The sequence below is a fragment of the Treponema sp. Marseille-Q4523 genome, from assembly GCF_016901105.1.
In the GTDB taxonomy this organism is placed as follows: Bacteria; Spirochaetota; Spirochaetia; order Treponematales; family Treponemataceae; genus Treponema_D.
This window is the reverse complement of sequence record NZ_JAFEVM010000001.1, coordinates 77,326-94,712: the sequence shown is the minus strand read 5'-3', so window position 1 is coordinate 94,712 and position 17,387 is coordinate 77,326. Positions and strand designations below refer to the sequence as shown.

The 17,387-nt window shown below is 49.9% G+C and carries 14 protein-coding genes; 11 read left to right on the top strand and 3 right to left on the bottom strand.

The features are described from left to right. Positions 1–137: 137 nt before the first annotated feature. The 7 genes from topA (at position 138) to fliE (ending at position 7,238) form a co-directional block, all read left to right on the top strand. Positions 138–2,297 (top strand): type I DNA topoisomerase, encoded by a 2,160-nt coding sequence (gene topA, locus JSQ97_RS00415; RefSeq protein ID WP_205074210.1) that lies wholly within the window; start codon positions 138–140, stop codon positions 2,295–2,297. Positions 2,298–2,311: 14 nt separating this feature from the next. Further along, positions 2,312–3,217 carry a tyrosine-type recombinase/integrase gene (locus JSQ97_RS00410; protein WP_205074209.1) on the top strand — a complete coding sequence of 302 codons (906 nt, stop codon included), beginning with the start codon at positions 2,312–2,314 and terminating at the stop codon, positions 3,215–3,217. 134 nt (positions 3,218–3,351) lie between these two features. Beyond that, positions 3,352–3,891, top strand: coding sequence for an ATP-dependent protease subunit HslV (gene hslV, locus JSQ97_RS00405; protein WP_021331371.1), 540 nt, complete (start codon positions 3,352–3,354; stop codon positions 3,889–3,891). Between the two features lie 4 nt (positions 3,892–3,895). Next, complete coding sequence (gene hslU, locus JSQ97_RS00400; RefSeq protein ID WP_205074208.1) at positions 3,896–5,482, top strand: ATP-dependent protease ATPase subunit HslU; 1,587 nt, start codon at positions 3,896–3,898, stop codon at positions 5,480–5,482. A 118-nt stretch (positions 5,483–5,600) separates the two neighbouring features. Then, complete coding sequence (gene flgB / locus JSQ97_RS00395) at positions 5,601–6,020, top strand: flagellar basal body rod protein FlgB (RefSeq protein WP_016520259.1); 420 nt, start codon at positions 5,601–5,603, stop codon at positions 6,018–6,020. 338 nt (positions 6,021–6,358) lie between these two features. Beyond that, positions 6,359–6,820, top strand: a complete 462-nt coding sequence (gene flgC, locus JSQ97_RS00390) for a flagellar basal body rod protein FlgC (RefSeq protein WP_021331366.1) — start codon at positions 6,359–6,361, stop codon at positions 6,818–6,820. A 58-nt stretch (positions 6,821–6,878) separates the two neighbouring features. Further along, complete coding sequence (gene fliE, locus JSQ97_RS00385) at positions 6,879–7,238, top strand: flagellar hook-basal body complex protein FliE (RefSeq protein WP_180486475.1); 360 nt, start codon at positions 6,879–6,881, stop codon at positions 7,236–7,238. A gap of 12 nt (positions 7,239–7,250) precedes the next feature. On the opposite strand, the gene JSQ97_RS00380 is transcribed toward fliE, so the two are convergent. The 3 genes from JSQ97_RS00380 to JSQ97_RS00370 are packed head-to-tail and all read right to left on the bottom strand — an operon-like array spanning position 7,251 to position 9,094. Next, positions 7,251–7,688 carry a DUF2141 domain-containing protein gene (locus JSQ97_RS00380; protein WP_205074207.1) on the bottom strand — a complete coding sequence of 146 codons (438 nt, stop codon included), beginning with the start codon at positions 7,686–7,688 and terminating at the stop codon, positions 7,251–7,253. Between the two features lie 11 nt (positions 7,689–7,699). Then, positions 7,700–8,464: an EFR1 family ferrodoxin gene (locus JSQ97_RS00375; RefSeq protein ID WP_205074206.1), complete on the bottom strand. Its 765-nt coding sequence runs from the start codon at positions 8,462–8,464 to the stop codon at positions 7,700–7,702. Between the two features lie 27 nt (positions 8,465–8,491). Further along, a complete protein-coding gene (locus JSQ97_RS00370; protein ID WP_205074205.1) occupies positions 8,492–9,094 on the bottom strand; it encodes a TetR/AcrR family transcriptional regulator in 603 nt (200 codons plus the stop codon). Positions 9,095–9,220: 126 nt separating this feature from the next. Here JSQ97_RS00370 and JSQ97_RS00365 point away from each other — a divergent pair, with 126 nt between their 5' ends. From JSQ97_RS00365 to JSQ97_RS00350, 4 genes are all read left to right on the top strand, one after another. After that, the gene (locus JSQ97_RS00365; RefSeq protein WP_205074204.1) at positions 9,221–10,906 is read left to right on the top strand and encodes a formate--tetrahydrofolate ligase; all 1,686 of its coding nucleotides are present in this window, start codon (positions 9,221–9,223) and stop codon (positions 10,904–10,906) included. A 698-nt stretch (positions 10,907–11,604) separates the two neighbouring features. Further along, entirely contained in the window at positions 11,605–12,018 is a 414-nt protein-coding gene (locus JSQ97_RS00360) for a hypothetical protein (protein ID WP_205074203.1), read from the top strand. 141 nt (positions 12,019–12,159) lie between these two features. Next, entirely contained in the window at positions 12,160–12,843 is a 684-nt protein-coding gene (locus JSQ97_RS00355) for an HAD family hydrolase (RefSeq protein WP_205074202.1), read from the top strand. Between the two features lie 49 nt (positions 12,844–12,892). Then, positions 12,893–17,329, top strand: a complete 4,437-nt coding sequence (locus JSQ97_RS00350; RefSeq protein ID WP_205074201.1) for a SpiroCoCo family coiled-coil protein — start codon at positions 12,893–12,895, stop codon at positions 17,327–17,329. Positions 17,330–17,387 lie beyond the last annotated feature (58 nt).

Here is a 17,387-nt window from a genome sequence, read left to right as displayed (position 1 = left end):
CGCCGAGGGCAAATTTTTTACGATGCCCTTATACGCGGCTGTCGAAAAAGTAACCGACTTTTGAGACAGCCCCTTATACAAGTGCGGTGCGGTAAGGAACGCCGTGCCGTCGCGTTAAAGTTTTATGGGAGAAAGCTATGGCTGATGCAGCAAAAAAACGTGCTTCAAAAACAAAAGAATCGACGCTCGTGATTGTCGAATCTCCGGCAAAAGCGCATACGATCGAAAAATATCTCGGACCGGGCTATACGGTAAAAGCGTCCATGGGACACTTGATCGATTTACCGAAATCGCGCCTCGCGATCGATGTCGATCACGATTTTCAGCCCGAATACATCACCGTGCGAGGCAGGGCGAAATTATTAAAAGAACTGCAAAAGGATGCGAAAAAATCGACGTCCGTCCTGCTCGCAAGCGATAACGACCGCGAAGGAGAAGCGATCGCATGGCATTTGAATAAGGCGCTGAAAGAAAAGACGAGCGCTCCGATCAGCCGCATCGTGTTCAACGAAATCACGCCGATTGCGATCAAAGAAGCGGTCAAGCATCCCGACGAAATCGTCGAAAGCAAAGTGAACGCACAAAAAGCGCGGCGCGTGCTCGACCGTCTCGTCGGCTACAATTTAAGTCCGCTTTTATGGAGTAAAGTGAAAAACGGTCTTTCGGCCGGCCGCGTGCAGTCGGTTGCACTTCGTCTCATCTGCGAGCGCGAAGAAGAAGTGGAAAATTTTCTGCCCGAAGAATATTGGACGCTCGATGCGGATTTTGTAAAAGGCAAAACGACGTTTACCGCTCAGCTCGTTTCGTACAAGGGTGAAAAGGCTGAATTGAAAAACGAAGCCGAAGTCAATAAAATCATCGACTTGATAAAAAATTCCGACTGCACGGTCGTAAGCGTAAAGACGACCGATAAGACGGTAAAACCGAAAGCGCCGTTTACGACGTCGAAATTGCAGCAGGCGGCCGCAAACCGCCTCGGCTACACGTCGAGGAAAACCATGCAGATCGCGCAGCAGCTCTACGAAGGCGTCAACGTCGGTGAAAGCCGCGTAGGTCTCATCACGTATATGCGTACCGATTCCGTGCGCATTTCGCAAACCGCCCTCGACGAAGTGCGTTCGTGGCTTTCAAAAAATTATCCCGACGACTTGCCTGCCGAACCTGTAAAGTATGAAGTCGGAAAAGCGGCTCAGGACGCGCACGAAGGCATCCGCCCGACCTACGTGTCGTATACGCCCGATTCGATAAAAGAATATTTGACGCGCGATCAGCTTCGCCTCTATTCGATCATTTGGGAGCGTTTCGTTTCGAGTCAGATGAACAACGCGAAGACGCGGACGACGAGCGTCGAAATCGCTTCGGGCGATGCGATTTTCCGCGCATCCGCAAGCAAAATAGTCGACAAGGGTTTTTATCATGTCATCAAACTCCTTTCGTCGAAAGAGGATAAAACCGGAAATCTCCCGTCGCTGAAAGAAGGCGAAAAGATCGCGTGCGAAAAATTTTATCCCGAACAGCACTTTACTCAAGGGCCCGCGCGCTACACCGATGCGTCCATCGTTCGAACGCTCGAAGAAAAGGGGATAGGCAGACCTTCGACTTATGCGCCGATCATTTCGGTTTTGCTCGACCGCTATTATGTAACAAGGACGAATCGTCAGCTCGTGCCGACTGTCCTCGGCCGCATGATATGCAAAATCCTCGTCGAATCATTTCCGAACGTCATCAACGAACATTTTACCGCGGAAGTCGAAAACGATCTCGACAAAGTGGAGCAGGGCGCTCTCGTGTGGAACGGGATGATAAAAGATTTTTACGGCCCGTTCAAAAAACGCGTCGACGACGTGATGGAAACGCAGGAAAGCGTCAAAGGCTTTCTCGATGAAAAAACCGATATCGTGTGCGAAAAATGCGGAAAGCCCATGGTCAAAAAACTCGGCCGCTTCGGATACTTTCTCGCCTGTTCGGGATTTCCCGAATGCCGCAACACGCGTTCGATCCCGCTTGCGAAGTGCCCGATGCCCGGCTGCGACGGAGAGATCGTCGCACGGAAAACGAAGGGAAGAGGCAAAGAATTCTACGGCTGTACGAATTACCCGAAGTGCAATTTTATTTCGCATTTCAAACCGATCGATCAGTATTGTCCGAAGTGCGGATGGTTCCTCGTCGAAAAATACGACAAAAAGAACGGCACGTATAAATCGTGCATCAATCCCGACTGCACCTTTTTGCATTCCGCCGACGATGCTGCGGCTTTTGAAAAAGAGTCGGAAAGCGCTCCCGAGTCTCGGCAATAGCGCAGGGTAAACCGATGCGCCTTTCGGATGCGATAGACGAATTTTTGCTCTACCTCGAAGCCGTGCGCGGACTTTCGCTCAATTCCGTTTGTGCGTACCGAAACGATTTGCGCCGCCTTTCGGCTTTTTGGGGCGCGGAAAAAGACGTGAAGGAAGCGTCCGCCGAAGATATCAGAAGCTGCATCGGAGTTCTTTCAAAAGAAAAAAAATCAAGCGCAACCGTAAACCGCTTTATCGCCGCGTGTAGAACTTTTTTTGCCTATTGCAAAAAATTTGAGTATATTAATACAGATCCCGCAGAGGAAATCAAAACGGTAAAGATGCCGCACCACGTGCCGCGCTTTTTAACCGGCGCGGAAGTCGACGAGCTGTGCGCCGTACCGAAAGAAAAAGAAATCCTGTGGGCATCCCGCGACAGCGCTATTTTGGAAATGCTCTATTCGTCGGGATGCCGCGTTTCGGAGCTCGCTTCAGTTCGCTTAAGCGATATGTCGGAAGATTTTTCTTCCGCTCTCGTCACCGGAAAGGGCAGTAAAGACCGCCGCGTGTATTTCGGAGAAGATGCGCAAAAAGCGTTCAAAGCGTATCTTGCCGACAGGAAAAAGTTTTTTGCAAAAAAGCGCATGACGGACAACGTGAACGAAATATTCGTCAACAGGAGAGGCACCGCTCTCGGTGCGCACGGCATCCGCTGGATACTGTCGCGCTATTCGGGTGCGGAAGGAACGGCTCGCCATATTTCGCCGCACGCGATGCGCCACACCTTTGCGACCGCGATGATTTCACAAGGTGCGGACGTGCGCGTCGTGCAGGAGCTTTTGGGACACGCGAGCATTTCGACGACGCAGCGTTATACGCATATCACGACGGAGCGCCTTATCGAATTGTATGAAAAAGCGCATCCGCACGGAAAAGGATGAGATAATTAATAATTGGTAATGTGTAATTGATAATTGTTAATTGTGTGTGGGATCGAATCGATTGTGAAGCGGCGGTAAATGCGCCGGTGTAAAACGGCCGCGCCGTTTATTTTTTTGTTTTTGTTGGAGTGTATATGGCTGCGAGAAAAATTCACAGTACGACGGTTATCGCCGTCCGCCGGAACGGAAAGGTTGCGATGGCGGGTGACGGACAGGTGACTGCGGGCAATACGGTCGTAAAAGGCAACGCGCGCAAAGTGCGCAAAATATACGACGGCAAAGTGCTGACGGGATTCGCAGGTTCGGTTGCGGACGCGTTTACGCTGTTCGATAAATTCGAAGAAAAATTGAAAGAGTATTCGGGCGACATCATGCGCAGCGCCGTCGCGCTTGCCAAAATGTGGCGTACCGAGCGTTCTCTGCAAAAGCTCGAAGCCGAGCTTCTCGTCGCCGACGGAACGAAGATACTGCTCATTTCAGGCGACGGCAACGTCATCGAACCGGAAAACGACGTGTGCGCGATCGGAAGCGGCGGAAACTATGCGTATTCGGCGGCTCTCGCGTATCTCGAAAGCTCCGATATGAGCGCTTCGGAAATTGCGGAAAAGAGTCTTGAAATTGCGGGCAAAATCTGCATCTATACGAACGGTAATTTGACGGTAGAGGAGGCATAAACGCATGAGCGACGTACCGGCAGAAGTACATACGGATTTGACGCCGAAGGAAATAGTCCTCAGGCTCGATCAATATATCATCGGACAGGAAAAGGCGAAGCGCGCGGTCGCCGTTGCACTGCGTAACCGCTACCGCCGTTTGAAACTCCCCGAAGATATCCGCGACGAAGTTGCGCCGAAAAATATTCTCATGATAGGACCGACCGGCGTCGGTAAAACGGAAATCGCGCGGCGGCTTGCAAAGCTGTGTTCGGCGCCCTTTTTAAAAGTCGAAGCGACGAAGTACACCGAAGTCGGCTATGTCGGGCGCGACGTCGAATCGATGATACGCGATTTGATGGCGGTCGGTTTCAACGACGTCAAAGCGGAGATGGAAGAACGTTTGCGTGAAAAAAGCGTGCCCCTCGTCGAAGACCGGCTGCTCGATCTCCTGCTCCCCGGTTCCGCCGAAAAAGACAGGGCTGCAAAAGCGAACGAAAAAAAAGATGCGGCTGTCCTCGGAAATATCTTTACGTTTATAAACGGAAGCGGAGCGGGCGGCGCGGAATCGAAAGCGTCATCTCTTCCCGATCGGTCGGGCGGCGCTTCGGAAAAAGATGCTGCACGGAATGCGTCATCGGAAGGGGAAACTGCATCCGATGCGGTATCGGAAGCGGCCGCCTCATCCGATGCGGAAGCGCAGAGTGAAAGCCGGCAAAAAGAAAGCTCGACGCGGGAAAAGTTCCGCACGATGCTGCGCGAAGGAAAGCTCGAAGAGCGGGAAGTGGAGCTTACGGTGCATCCTCAGTTTCAAATGCCGAGCATGGAAATCATCGCCGGCGGCAATATGGAAGATCTCGAAAACAGTATGCAGAGCATCGCCGGTATGTTTTCGGGCGGAAACAAAGCGAAGCGGAGGACCGTGACGATCCACGAAGCGCGGAAAATCATAAGCGGGGAAGTGCTCGACACGATGATCGACCGCGATAAAGTCGCATCCGAAGCGAAAAAACGGGTCGAACAAAACGGTATCATCTTTATCGACGAAATCGATAAGATCGCGACGAAAAACGGAGAATCGCGCGGGCAGGACGTTTCCCGCGAAGGCGTGCAGCGCGACATCCTTCCGATCATCGAAGGCAGCAATGTAAATACGAAGTACGGTGTCGTCGATACCTCTCATATTTTGTTTATTGCGGCCGGAGCGTTCAGCGTTTCGGCGCCGAGCGATTTGATCCCCGAACTGCAGGGACGCTTTCCGCTGCGCGTGGAACTCGACGCGCTCAAAAAAGACGATTTCAAAAAAATTCTCACCGAGCCGAAAAACGCGCTCACAAAACAATACGTTGCGCTCCTCGAAACGGAAGGAGTGACGGTGCGTTTTGCCGAGGATGCGATCGACCGTATGAGCTTTCTCGCCGAAGACGTAAACGCAAAGAGCGAAAACATCGGCGCGAGGCGGCTCCACACGATCATGGAAAAAGTGCTCGACGATATTTCGTTTACTGCGGATGAACATGCAGGTGAAACGATCGATATCGATGCGGTATACGTCGACGATAAGCTCAAAGATATCGTCACCGACGGCGATATGTCGCGCTATATACTGTAAGGCTGTACGGCGAGTTTTCCGCCGGAATATCTTTTCGGCGGAAATCCGCTTTTATAAGCTCCGCCGATCCCCCGCATTTCCGCTAAACCCCTTTCCGCTATCTGCCGAAATTTGTAGTATGAGTACCTTTACGAGGGCGGTCGATCTACTGCACCGCGGCATGGATGTCAATACGCTGCGCTATCAAGTGTCGGCGAACAATATGGCCGCAAGCGGCGTGCCGAATTTCAAACGCAGCGTCGTCAATTTTGAAAGCGAACTCAAACGCGCGTTCGAATCGGAAGAAAAGGCGAAAAACGGTTTTCAGCTGACGCGAACCGACGAGAGGCATTTTGCGCTCAACGAGCCCTATGATTACCGCGATGTCGAACCGAGGCGCGTCCTCGATTATACGACGACTGCGAAGCCGAACGGCAACAACGTCGATGCGGAAACCGAAGCGATGATCGTTTTGCAGTCGCAGATGCAGTATCGCATGATGGCTTCTCTTATCAATTTCGAATTTTCGCAAGTGAACACTGCGATGCAAAAAGGCTGATAGGCACTTCTGAACTATAGCTTAACCGCGCCTAAAAAGCGCGCATTTTACGGGAGTATGATAAAAAGTGACGTCTAAAATATCGCCGTCACTTTTTATCTCGAGTTTGCGTGAATGTTTGCAAAAGACTTGTATGTATACTATTCCAATAAAAACCGGATGAATACGATACACGTTATTTTGCAAACTCGACTATCTGATATGTGCGCTTTCGCGCACGGCTAAAAACTTTTTCGAAAGTTGATTCGAAGTCCGCGAAAGCGGACACGTAGAATCAGTTCTTTGCAGAACGAGCCGAAGGCTCTAACTTCCTGCAAAAGTTTTTATGGGGTGATTGTATGGGACTTTTTTCAAGTATAAACGTAGCCGCAACGGGGATGGCAGCCGAACGCCTTCGAAGCGATGTCATCGCAAACAATATCGCGAACGCTTCTACGACGAGGACGCAGGAAGGAGGCCCCTTTAAACGCTCGCGCGTCATACTCCAGGCGATCGGCGAAAAATCGGTGCAGTGGCGTATGCCGTTTTGTCCCGAAGACTTGGACGAGGGTCCGGGAAAGGGCGTACGCGTTTTACAGATCGTAAAAGATACCGATACCGAAGGCCGCCTCGTCTACGATCCGACGCATCCCGACGCGATACAGTCGGGACCGAACAAGGGATACGTCGAATATCCGAACGTCAACATCGTAAACGAAATGGTCGACTTGATCGCAGCTTCGCGCGCCTATGAAGCCAATTCGACGGTCATCGAAGGCGCAAAAGATATGTTTGCTTCCGCACTGGAAATAGGACGGTAAAAGCGCTATAATGACGGCGGGTAAAAGCGCTCGGACGATTTGAGCGCAGGGGAAAATTATGAAAATACCGGAATTCGGCACATTGCAAATGAACCGCACGCTCTCCGCTCACACGGGCCGCGTAAATCTTTCGGATATAGCCGGCGCTCCGCTGAACGGCATTCCGTCCGCTGCAAAAAACGCGCTCGAAAAAAAGCGAATCGATTTCGAATCCTATCTCATCGATGCGGTAAAATCGATGAACGCCGACCAGCTCGACGTCAACGCGCTCGAACAAAAGATTCTCACCGAACCCGAATCGGTCGATCCTCAGGACGTGACGATCGCGATGGCGAAGGCGCGGATGTCTCTCAGTCTTGCGCAAAACGTGATCGATCGTATCGTTTCCGGTTGGAACGAAATCACGACGACGCGGTAAAACGGCGCGGTGTTAATTCATTTTTACTAGGGGGATATTTACCGTCGCTGCTCCGTCTATAAAAACTTTGTGTTTTTTGAAATTACCGGGCGGTCCCTTGCCGTCGTAGTTGCTGAAGCCGAACGGCTCTTTGGGAATGCCGATCGCATTCGTATTTAATTTTCCATCGCCGTTGACGTCGTGGTAAACGCAAAAAGCGTACTCCCCGGCTTTGAGCCGTATATGATACACGGCTTTTTCTCCCGCCGCCGCCAATTCGACGTTTCGATACGGAATGTGTTTGCGAAAACTTTCAGCCGAATCATGGATGCTTATAACAATCGTTCCCGAATTTTTTTTTATGCCGGCAACGACGATTTCCGTGTCGCAGAGCACTTCACCGTTCGCCGTTTGGGAATACGACGAACCGAAAATCATCATACAGAAAAATAGGGTAAGTATTTTTTTCATATTGCCTCCCGTTATTGCGTTACATAATTTTCAAAACGGCACTGCTCGAATACGTCCGTACCGATAAGCGTAATCGCCTTTGCGGGGCAATTGTTTATGCAGCGGTAGCATATCGTGCAGTTTCCGGGGTAAAACACTGCTTTATTATTTTCGATATATAATGATTTTGAAGGGCAATGTGCCGCGCATAGACCGCAGCCGATGCAGCGTTCCGTTCTGATTTTAAGCTGTTTGCTCAATTTTTTTGCATGCGTTTTGAACCACAGGCGCTGTCCGAACAATCCCGCAATTCGATGTAAAAAAGATAAGCCGTCTTTCGGATAGGTTCCGCGTTTTATGCTTTCCGCAGTTTGCGCGATCTTTTTTTGCGCCGCCGATATGAGCGCCCCGTTTTCTTCCGGCGTTTTTTTCAAGAGTTTTACATCGGCGATACAGTCCGGCATACGAAGATGTAAGCCTCCCGTAACGACGGCTCCGCATTTTCGAAGCAGCCGGGATGCAAGCCCCGCGCCGTCTCCGCTGAAAAGCCCCATCGTCGCGATAATAAAAACACGTTTTCCGCAAAACATATCGGCGTGTTCCGTAATGAACGCTTTGACGATACGCGGGATGTCGCTGAAATAAATCGGGTAGCCGATCGCGATTTCATCCGACGCGCGTAAAACTTCAAGCGCTTCGCCCGATTCCATGCTGTAAGCTCTGCCGCCGGTCGCTTGTGCCAGCGCTTCCGTGCAGTATTTTGTGTTTCCCGTTCCGCTGAAATAAATTCCGTTCATATATATACCGTGATAGCCCGCGAACCGTTATTTTAAAAACGACGGCTCGAGCAAATTCATAAAATCGCCGATTTTTTCTTTCCAATTTTTATCGTAGCGAACGTTTTTCATCGTTGCCAATGCCGTAAGCCCGTGAATAAAAGCCCATATCGTTATTAAAATATCGTTTTGTTTTCGTTTCGAAAGTTTGTTGTGCTTGAGCAATGAAAGAACGCTGTTTTTATACAGAACAAAGGGTGTATAATTTTCCTCGTCCGGCACGGATAAAGTTAAATCGACCTGTATGTCCGATTTGGAATACAAAAATTGAAAATACGCGGGATTATCAATAAAAAAAGCAACATAGGCTATACCCAATTTTTTTAACAATGCGGCGGGCTTTTTATTTTCGGCGACAGCCGTTTCGAGCGTTTTCGAAAAACGTTCGGTGATGTGCAGCTGCATCGCGTTCAGCAATTCTTCTTTGTTGTGAAAATGACTGTACGGGGCCGCATGGCTGACTTTGCAAGCTGCCGCGGCTTTTCTCAGTGAAAAAGACTGCACGCCGTCGGTATTGACGATTTCGATGCCTTTTTCGATTAGGAGATTTTTTAATCCCTCGCGGTGATACGGCAACTTCGATTTTTGCATAAACGGCTCCTTTTTTCTTGTAATCTTTACAGTGTCCAGATTATAGCGAGTTATCTTTACATTGTCAAGTTTGAAGCGACGTGCAAGCGATTTACAAAAGCCCGCGTTCACGCGTATAATTATGCCATGTTGTCGGATATCGAAATAGCGCAAAAGAACAGAATGCTTCCGATCGCGGACATCGCACAGCGGATCGGCATTGATGAAGACGGAATCGAACCGTTCGGAAAGTACAAAGCGAAACTTACCGCAAAAACGCTTCGGCTTTTGCAAAAACGCGTTCCGGATGAAACTTCGCGCGCACGCCTTATCCTCGTCACTGCCGTAACGCCGACGAGCGCGGGGGAGGGCAAGTCGACCGTTTCGATAGGGCTTGCCGATGCGCTCAACCGTATCGGAAAAAAAACGGTGCTCGCGCTCCGCGAACCGTCTTTGGGTCCCTGTTTCGGTATAAAAGGCGGAGCCTGCGGAGGCGGATACGCGCAGATCGTTCCGATGGAAGAAATCAATTTGCACTTTACGGGCGACATCCACGCGATTTCCTCTGCAAATAATTTGATTGCGGCTCTCATAGACAATCACATTCACCAGGGCAACGAACTGGGGATAGATCCCCGCACGATTTCGTGGAAGCGGTGCGTCGATCTCAATGACCGCGAACTGCGCAACATCGTCGTCGGACTCGGTGGCAGAGTGAACGGAGTGCCGCGCGAAGACCGCTTTTGCATTTCCGTTGCGAGCGAAATCATGGCGATCGTCTGCCTCTCCCGAACGATTTCGGAATTGAAAGAGCGCATTTCGAATATCGTCATCGGGGAAAATTACGACAGAGAAATCGTTAAATTCGGAGAACTCGGATGTACCGGCGCGATCGCCGCATTGCTCAAAGATGTACTTAGGCCGAACCTCGTACAAACCCTCGAAAAAACGCCCGCTTTTGTGCACGGCGGTCCCTTTGCGAACATCGCGCACGGCTGTAACAGCATCAACGCGACGCTCGCCGCTCTCGCTTCGGGAAACTATGTCGTAACCGAAGCGGGATTCGCCGCCGATTTGGGCGCGGAAAAATTTATGGATATCAAGTGCCGCGCGGCGGGCATCGCTCCGTCCTGTGCCGTCATCGTCGCAACGGTGAGAGCTCTTAAAATGCACGGAGGTGCGGAAAAACAGGATCTTTCCAGTCCCGACCTCAAAGCGCTTTCGGCGGGATTTTCAAATCTCAAAACGCATATCGAAAACATCCGCAAATTCGGCGTAAGCGCGATCGTCGCGATCAACAAGTTCGCATCGGACACGAGCGAAGAACTCGAACTCCTCGCTGAACTCATTGCGGAAACGGGTACGGAAAGCGCCGTCTGCGAAAGCTGGGAAAAGGGAGGAGCGGGGGCGGAGGCGCTTGCGGAAAAAACGAGCGCGCTCTGCGATGCGGGAAAAGCGGATTTTCATCCGCTCTACGATTCCGATATGCCTCTTTCGAAAAAGATAGAACGCATTGCACGGGAAATCTATCGCGCAGGTGCGGTTTCGTTTGAAAGTGTTGCTTTGAAAAAACTTTCGGCTTTCGAAAAGGCGGGTTACGGAGCGCTTCCCGTATGTATCGCAAAGACGCAGAATTCGCTGAGTCACGATCCGAAACTGCTCGCTTCTCCGAGCGGCTATACCTTTCCGATCCGCGACGCGCAGCTTTACGCGGGCGCGGGCTTTGTCGTCGCGCTTTCGGGCGACATCACGGTGATGCCGGGTCTGCCGAAAAAACCCGCCGCGCTCAATATCGACGTGGATGACGACGGCGTCATTTCGGGATTGTTTTAAGCAAAAAGATGAAGCATATATTGACGTTTCTATTTTTCGGGGGGATCTTTTTAATACTGTTTCGCGTATTTTTGCAAATACGATTTATTGTTTTATTAATAAAATATAAAGATATTTTTGCGATATTCGGCAGCGATAGGTGGCTTTTTTTGGCCCCTGAATTTATTCCCGTAAAATATTTAAAAAACCGTATTACGGAAACGCATAAAACGATAGAAAAAAGTGTAGCATTTTTTTTATTGCTGGTACGGGGGTATAAAATATACATCGTTATGTATCTTATTCTGTTTATCCTAATTTTTCTGATAAAGTGAAGCCGGGAGGAAAGAGATGCTTTTAGGTTTTATGATCATAATCGGGTTTTGCGTGTATTGCGGTTGTTTCTTTGTACGGGATATTTTAATCGGAACAAAAAAATTAAAAAATCCTATGTACGATACCGACGAGAAAAAAGATTATGCATTACGACGAGGAATTATAGGGTTGTGTATTAGCGGTATAGGTATAGTATTTTTCGGTATAAATTGTATTCTCTGTTTGATACTGTAAGAAATCTGCAGCTTGGACGATTTGGCAGCTATGCCTTGCGGGTATTTTGCAAAAAAAGTAAATAAAACGACGGATTATTTTACGCATAAGCGATATATGATCAATCGTATCGGAGAATAAGAGCGTAACCGTTTTAGGGGTTTTGAAATATGGAATTGATAAGTATTATCGTAATTCAAATCGTTTTTTACGTGCTTACCGGTTGTATTAAAGTTAAAAATCCTTCAAAAAACAATAAGCGCAATGTGCTCTTCGGATTGCTGCAAGCTCTTGTATTGTACATATCGATTTTGATGATCGTAAAGATAATCGATATACGGTTGGAACAAAAATTAAATTCGTTTGATTTGGACGGCGACGGAATGTTCGGAGGCGCCGAAATAACTCCGGAACAGGAAAAAGCGATGTTCGATTATATAAACGATACGGGGAGAAATTTTGCGCCGATCACGGGAGGAATTTTTGCCTGTGTGTATATACCCCTTGCGATCGGCACGGAATATATTATCGATTTAATAATTAATAAAATCGGCGGATCAAAAAAGATGCGGGAAAAGCCGTGATTGTTGTCTGTGATTTTGCGATGCGTATAAAACGATCGTGGCCGTGTTTCCGTTGCAGATTTTTATCGTGCGGCCGCTGCGTTTTCATCCGCTATTGTTAATCGTCGAATTTTACGGTAAGCTCTGGAAAAGAGGTGCGGAGTGTTTACGGCGAACATGGGAGACATACGGGCGGTCGCATTCGATATCGACGGCACATTGTATAAGCCGCGCGATCTTCATGCGCGCATGATGTTTCACTTTTTCAGATTCAATCAATTTTTTTTGCAGTACGGGATCGTGCGTTCCAAAATTCACGATATGGGCGTGCTCGACGATTTTTATGCGACGCAGGCCGAAATGCTTGCAAAGCGCATCGGGTGCAGCGTCGAAACGGCCGAAGAGCGGCTCGAGCGGATCGTATACAAGGGGCTCTCCCCGTTTTTCGAATCTGTCCCGCTGTGCGCGTATGTCGAAGAAGCGTTTCAGGCCTTTCACGCTGCGGGCTTAAAAATCGCGCTTATGTCGGATTTTCCTCCCGAACAAAAAGGCAATCTCTGGGGGCTTCGAAAATACTGCGACGTTTTGCTCGGCACGGAAACTACCGGCGCGCTGAAACCGTCGACGCATCCGTTTCGCGTACTCGCGGAAAAACTCGGCATCGCACCGAAATATATTTTATACGTCGGAAACAGCGTCAAATACGATGTCGTCGGAGCGAAAAACGCGGGTATGAAAGCGGCGCACTTCGAACCCCGCTGGCGCAATCTTCTCCGCATGTCTTCCCGAAAAGCCGATATTTTTTTTTGCGACTATCGCCAATTGCGTAAAATTGTGCTACAATAAAAGGTGTAATATAATCGATAGAGCGGTTTAAACCGCACGGGTGGGAACAGTGGATATCGTCACAATCTTGATAGCGGCTGCCGTTGCCGCGGTAATCGTCGTTGTATTCAGAAAATTCGACAGAGACAATAATTCCATGGAAAAGGTCAAACGATATGCCGATAAACGGCTCGAAGGTTTTGACGACTATTTTAAAAAACAGGATGCGAATCTGGCGAGTGCGGGAGCGGAACTCGAAACGAAATACCTTCAGGCGGCTGCCGGCATCAAGCGCCTGCAAAAAGAGCGCGACGATTTTATAGCGGGCGCGGATGAACTACAAAAGTATAAACAGGCGATCGCGGCCGCCGAAGCGAAGATCAACGGCTACGATAAATCGCTTGTCTCTCTTGCCGAGATGACGGCGAACGTCGAAGAAAATTTAACAAGGCTGAAAAAAGAGGCGCTCATCGTCGAAAAACTCGACGCGCGCATCGATACGCAAAAAAAGACGATCGACGAAATCGAAAAGCGGATTCCGCATATTGCAGGAGAGTTTTCGCAGAAAAACGGCGAACAGCTGAAACTGCTCGGCGCAAAGCTGTTGCAGGAATACGATGCGCGCTCGAAAGCACTTGGTGAACATATCGCATCTCTCGGAAAACAGGCTGACGATGCGCTCGCCCGCTTTCAATCGGAGGTAGATGGCGTATACGATTCGGCTGCGAGAAAAGCGGACGCACTCGAAGATACGGCGTTCCGCCATTTGAGCGAACAGGCGCAGGCGAGAAGCGACGCGTACGTGCGGACGATCGAAGACAAGATCGCCGAGATCGAAGCCCTTGTCGACGAGCGCATCGCAGAAGCTGAGAGCCGCGTCAACGACCGAGCCGACGAAGCGCTTGAAGCGGCTGCAGGAGTCGAATCCGATATCGAAGAAAAGTATCAAGAACGTTATCAAAATCTTTCCGACAAATATGAAAAAGCAATGACGGCGCTCACCGCCCGTCTCGACTCGGGTATTGCTCAGGCGCAAAAAGAAATCGCGGACAAAACGCTTTCGATCGACGGCGCCATCGGCAGCCGTACCGCCGAGATGATAAAAAAATACGATGCCCAATATGCGCAGTTTACCGATGCGTATAAAAAACGATTGGAAGATTACGGCGCAAAGCTCGATCAACAGTATGCGTTCCTTTCCGAAAAGCATACGCAAAAATCGAACGAAACCGACGCGGCTATAACGGCGCAGTACGGAGCGCTGGCGGAAAAATACAAAGAGCTTGCGGCGAAGACGAATGCGGCACTCGCTTCTCAATACGGGGCGTTGGCGGAAACGTATAAAAAGAAAGCCGCCGAAATCGACGGAGCGCTGACGCAAAAAACTTCGGAAGCGGTCGCGGCTTTTAAAGATTCGACGGGCAACATCGTTGCGAACATAAAAAAACAGCTTTCGTCGCTCGACGAAAAATACAAAAATCATATCGATGAATTCGGAAAACGCTACGACGAAAAAATCGATTCGCTGCAGGGAAAGTATGCCAAGCAGCTCGAATCGATCGACGGAAAAAACGACGGCCGCATCGCCTCTCTCGATGCGAAATTCGATACGCTCTATTCGAAACTGAGCGGCGCCTACGAAGAAAAAGCTTCGTCGCTTGAAAAACAGGCGGCGTCGATTGCGGCGATGTACGACGAAAAAGAGGGTGCCGTTGCCGCAGATATAAACGAGCGCATCGATTCTCTCTCCTCCGAATACGGTGCACGGATTGAAAAGCTGAAATCCGATCTTGCATCATCGCTTTCGGAGGCGAAAGCGACGTCGGATTTTATTTCGCAAAACGTTTCAGGAAATGCAAAGAGCCTTGAAGGGCTGCGTGCGATGCTCGAATCGGAAGTGAAGAACATCGAGTCGCGGTACAACAATCTCTTTGCGAACGCCGTTTCCGCCGCCGACGAAAAGGAAAAGGCGGCTTTCGAAAAATTCTCCGCCGCTTCGGGCGAACGTCTGGAAAAATATCAGGTGCAAGTGCAAAATAAAATCGACGCGTTTAAAACATCGCTTTCCGAAACGCTTGTCGAAATCTCCCGTCGCACGAACGATTCGGTACACGATGCCGAAAGTGCGATCAAAGAGCTCCGCGCAGCCTGTGACGAAGCGCAGCACAGGGCGGACGGCGCGGGACCCCTGCTTGAAGAAAAGATACGGACGATCGACGAGCAGATCGAAAAATTCCGCGTCCAGTCCGAAGCGAAACTCGCAGACCTCGACAAATCGCTTACCGAATCGATTTACAAAACGGCGAAACAGTGCGAACAGCAGCAGTCCGATGCGCTCAATGCGATCGATGCTCAATTCGGTTCGTATAAAAAAGATTTGGCATATCAATTTTCACGGCTCGAAACGTCGGGTAAAGACATCGATTCGCTCGAAGCGAATCTTCGAAAAGCTATGGACGAAATACGCCGGCGCGTGCTCTCCGATTTCGATTCGTTTACCGAAGCGCAGCAAAAAAAGCACAAAGAATTTTCCGATTCCCTGCAGGCGGATTCCGATGCGATCCGATCGCAGCTGCATGCGATCGATCAAACAGTCGATGCGTTGAAGCAGTCGGCGATCGGAAACGTAAAAGCGAAGCTGAAAGATTTTGAAGACGGCATCGACGACGATTTGAAAACGCGCGGCGGAAAGATCGCCGAAGATTTGGCGGTGTGGAAGAATTCGTTTGACGGAAAACTTGCTTTGTTTACCGAAGACTATGAAAGCGGTCGCCGTTCGCTCGAAATAAAATACGGTGAAGATTTAAAAGCGAAGCTCGACGCGCTGCAGGAAAAAAACGACGAACAGCTTAGCCGCATCGCATCCGGCGTCAAAGAAGCGAACGGCGAGATACGTGAACAGATCGACGGCATCGCAAAGATGGTGGACGATTTTGCTGAAGCGACGAGAGAGCGCGTAAACAAAACGCAGGCGATTTCGGACGAGTATTTGAAAACGGTTGCCGGTCAATACGAAGCGAAGATGAACGACGAGCTCGAAAGGGTAAAGGCGGAATTGAGCGACGGTTTGAAAAAATTCGAAGATGCCGTGCTGAACCGGCAGGAGACGAGCGCGTCGACGATAGATGCCGCGCTTTCCGAATTCAATACGTGGAAGCAGCATCTCAAACAGCAGCTCGACGAATCGAATGCCGTTTTTAAAGGACAGCTCGATACGTTGAAATCGTCTTCGCAAAATAAAATCGACGAAGCGCGCGAATCGCTCCTCGCGGATTTCCAAACCTACTCCGCCGATATGAAAGAAAAGCAGGCTTCTCTTTCGGCTTCGGTCAGCGAATTGCAGTCGAAAGCCGACGAATCGCTCGATATGTATGAATCGCGTTCCGAAGAAATACTCGAACGTTTGAAGTCCATGTACGAAGAAATGCTCAAAGATACCGAAGGGCGCCTGAGCAGGCAGAGCGCCGATTCGGCAAAGACGCTCAGCGATCTGCGCGGAAAAATCAATTCGCTTGAAGCGCAATCGAGCGAAAACCAGGCGAAGTTCGTGCTTAAAATGCAAAGTGATCAGGACGAAATGCAGAGCCGCATGGGAGAGCTGAACCGCGAACTGCAAAACGTTCGCTCTCAGATGCAGCAATATGAAAAAGCGGAAGCGATGAAAAAAGCCCTTGACGAACGGATCGCTGCCCTCGACGATGATTTCACAAGGCTCGCTTCGTATAACGAAACGGCGCTTTCGCTTGCCGACAGTTATAAAGCTCTGCACAAAATGTACGACGATATAAACGGCCGCTTAAAAGAATTCGATGCGCAAAAAGCGCGTGTCGATTCGATCGGACAAAAATACGACAAGATGATCAACCTTTCGACTGCGATGGACGAAAAGATAAGCGGACTGCAGACGTCCTACGACGAACTGCAAACCTTCGAAGTCGCGGTGCGCGATTTTCAGGAAAAGCTCCATTCGCTTTCAGGCTCCTACGACAGGCTCGAACAAAAGCAGACGGTGATCGAGCGCGTAAACGAAGACGTCAACAGATCCTTCGATGCGCTCAAAACGCTTGAAGACAAATTGAAGCAGTGCGCCCGTCAAACGGAATCGCTGCCGCAGGAAATCAAAGACGTGCAAAAAGACGTCGACAAGCTTTTGAAAAGCGGGCCGAAACTCGCGCAGGCGGTGACGAAGCTCGAGTCGCTCGATGCGATCCTCACCGAAGCCGACAAGCGTATGGATGCGCTTACGTCCGCGCGGCAGGGCATCGGCAGGAGCGAAGCCCGTCTCGAAGAGTTGAAAAACGATATCGAATCGAAGTTTAAGCTGCTCAATCAGCTGACAAAAAAAGATTTGGAAAAGCATCCGACAAAAGAAGACAAGCGTTTATCGCCGCAGGACAGGGACAATATCAAACAGCTCAAGCAGCAGGGTTGGACGGTAAAGGAGATCGCGCGGACGATGAAACGGACGCAGACTGAAATAGAGATGGTGCTCGAGCTGCCCGAATAAAACCGCATCGTTCGCCGTAAGAGAGGAGGCGCGCCGCAAATGTATGTACGCACCCGAA

What these genes read in the sequence shown, in the direction of transcription:
- topA (WP_205074210.1), top strand. Translation starts at nt 138, where the DNA reads ATGGCTGATGCAGCAAAAAAACGTGCTTCAAAAACAAAAGAATCGACG.
- JSQ97_RS00410 (WP_205074209.1), top strand. Translation starts at nt 2,312, where the DNA reads ATGCGCCTTTCGGATGCGATAGACGAATTTTTGCTCTACCTCGAAGCC.
- hslV (WP_021331371.1), top strand. Translation starts at nt 3,352, where the DNA reads ATGGCTGCGAGAAAAATTCACAGTACGACGGTTATCGCCGTCCGCCGG.
- hslU (WP_205074208.1), top strand. Translation starts at nt 3,896, where the DNA reads ATGAGCGACGTACCGGCAGAAGTACATACGGATTTGACGCCGAAGGAA.
- flgB (WP_016520259.1), top strand. Translation starts at nt 5,601, where the DNA reads ATGAGTACCTTTACGAGGGCGGTCGATCTACTGCACCGCGGCATGGAT.
- flgC (WP_021331366.1), top strand. Translation starts at nt 6,359, where the DNA reads ATGGGACTTTTTTCAAGTATAAACGTAGCCGCAACGGGGATGGCAGCC.
- fliE (WP_180486475.1), top strand. Translation starts at nt 6,879, where the DNA reads ATGAAAATACCGGAATTCGGCACATTGCAAATGAACCGCACGCTCTCC.
- JSQ97_RS00380 (WP_205074207.1), bottom strand. Translation starts at nt 7,688, where the DNA reads ATGAAAAAAATACTTACCCTATTTTTCTGTATGATGATTTTCGGTTCG.
- JSQ97_RS00375 (WP_205074206.1), bottom strand. Translation starts at nt 8,464, where the DNA reads ATGAACGGAATTTATTTCAGCGGAACGGGAAACACAAAATACTGCACG.
- JSQ97_RS00370 (WP_205074205.1), bottom strand. Translation starts at nt 9,094, where the DNA reads ATGCAAAAATCGAAGTTGCCGTATCACCGCGAGGGATTAAAAAATCTC.
- JSQ97_RS00365 (WP_205074204.1), top strand. Translation starts at nt 9,221, where the DNA reads ATGTTGTCGGATATCGAAATAGCGCAAAAGAACAGAATGCTTCCGATC.
- JSQ97_RS00360 (WP_205074203.1), top strand. Translation starts at nt 11,605, where the DNA reads ATGGAATTGATAAGTATTATCGTAATTCAAATCGTTTTTTACGTGCTT.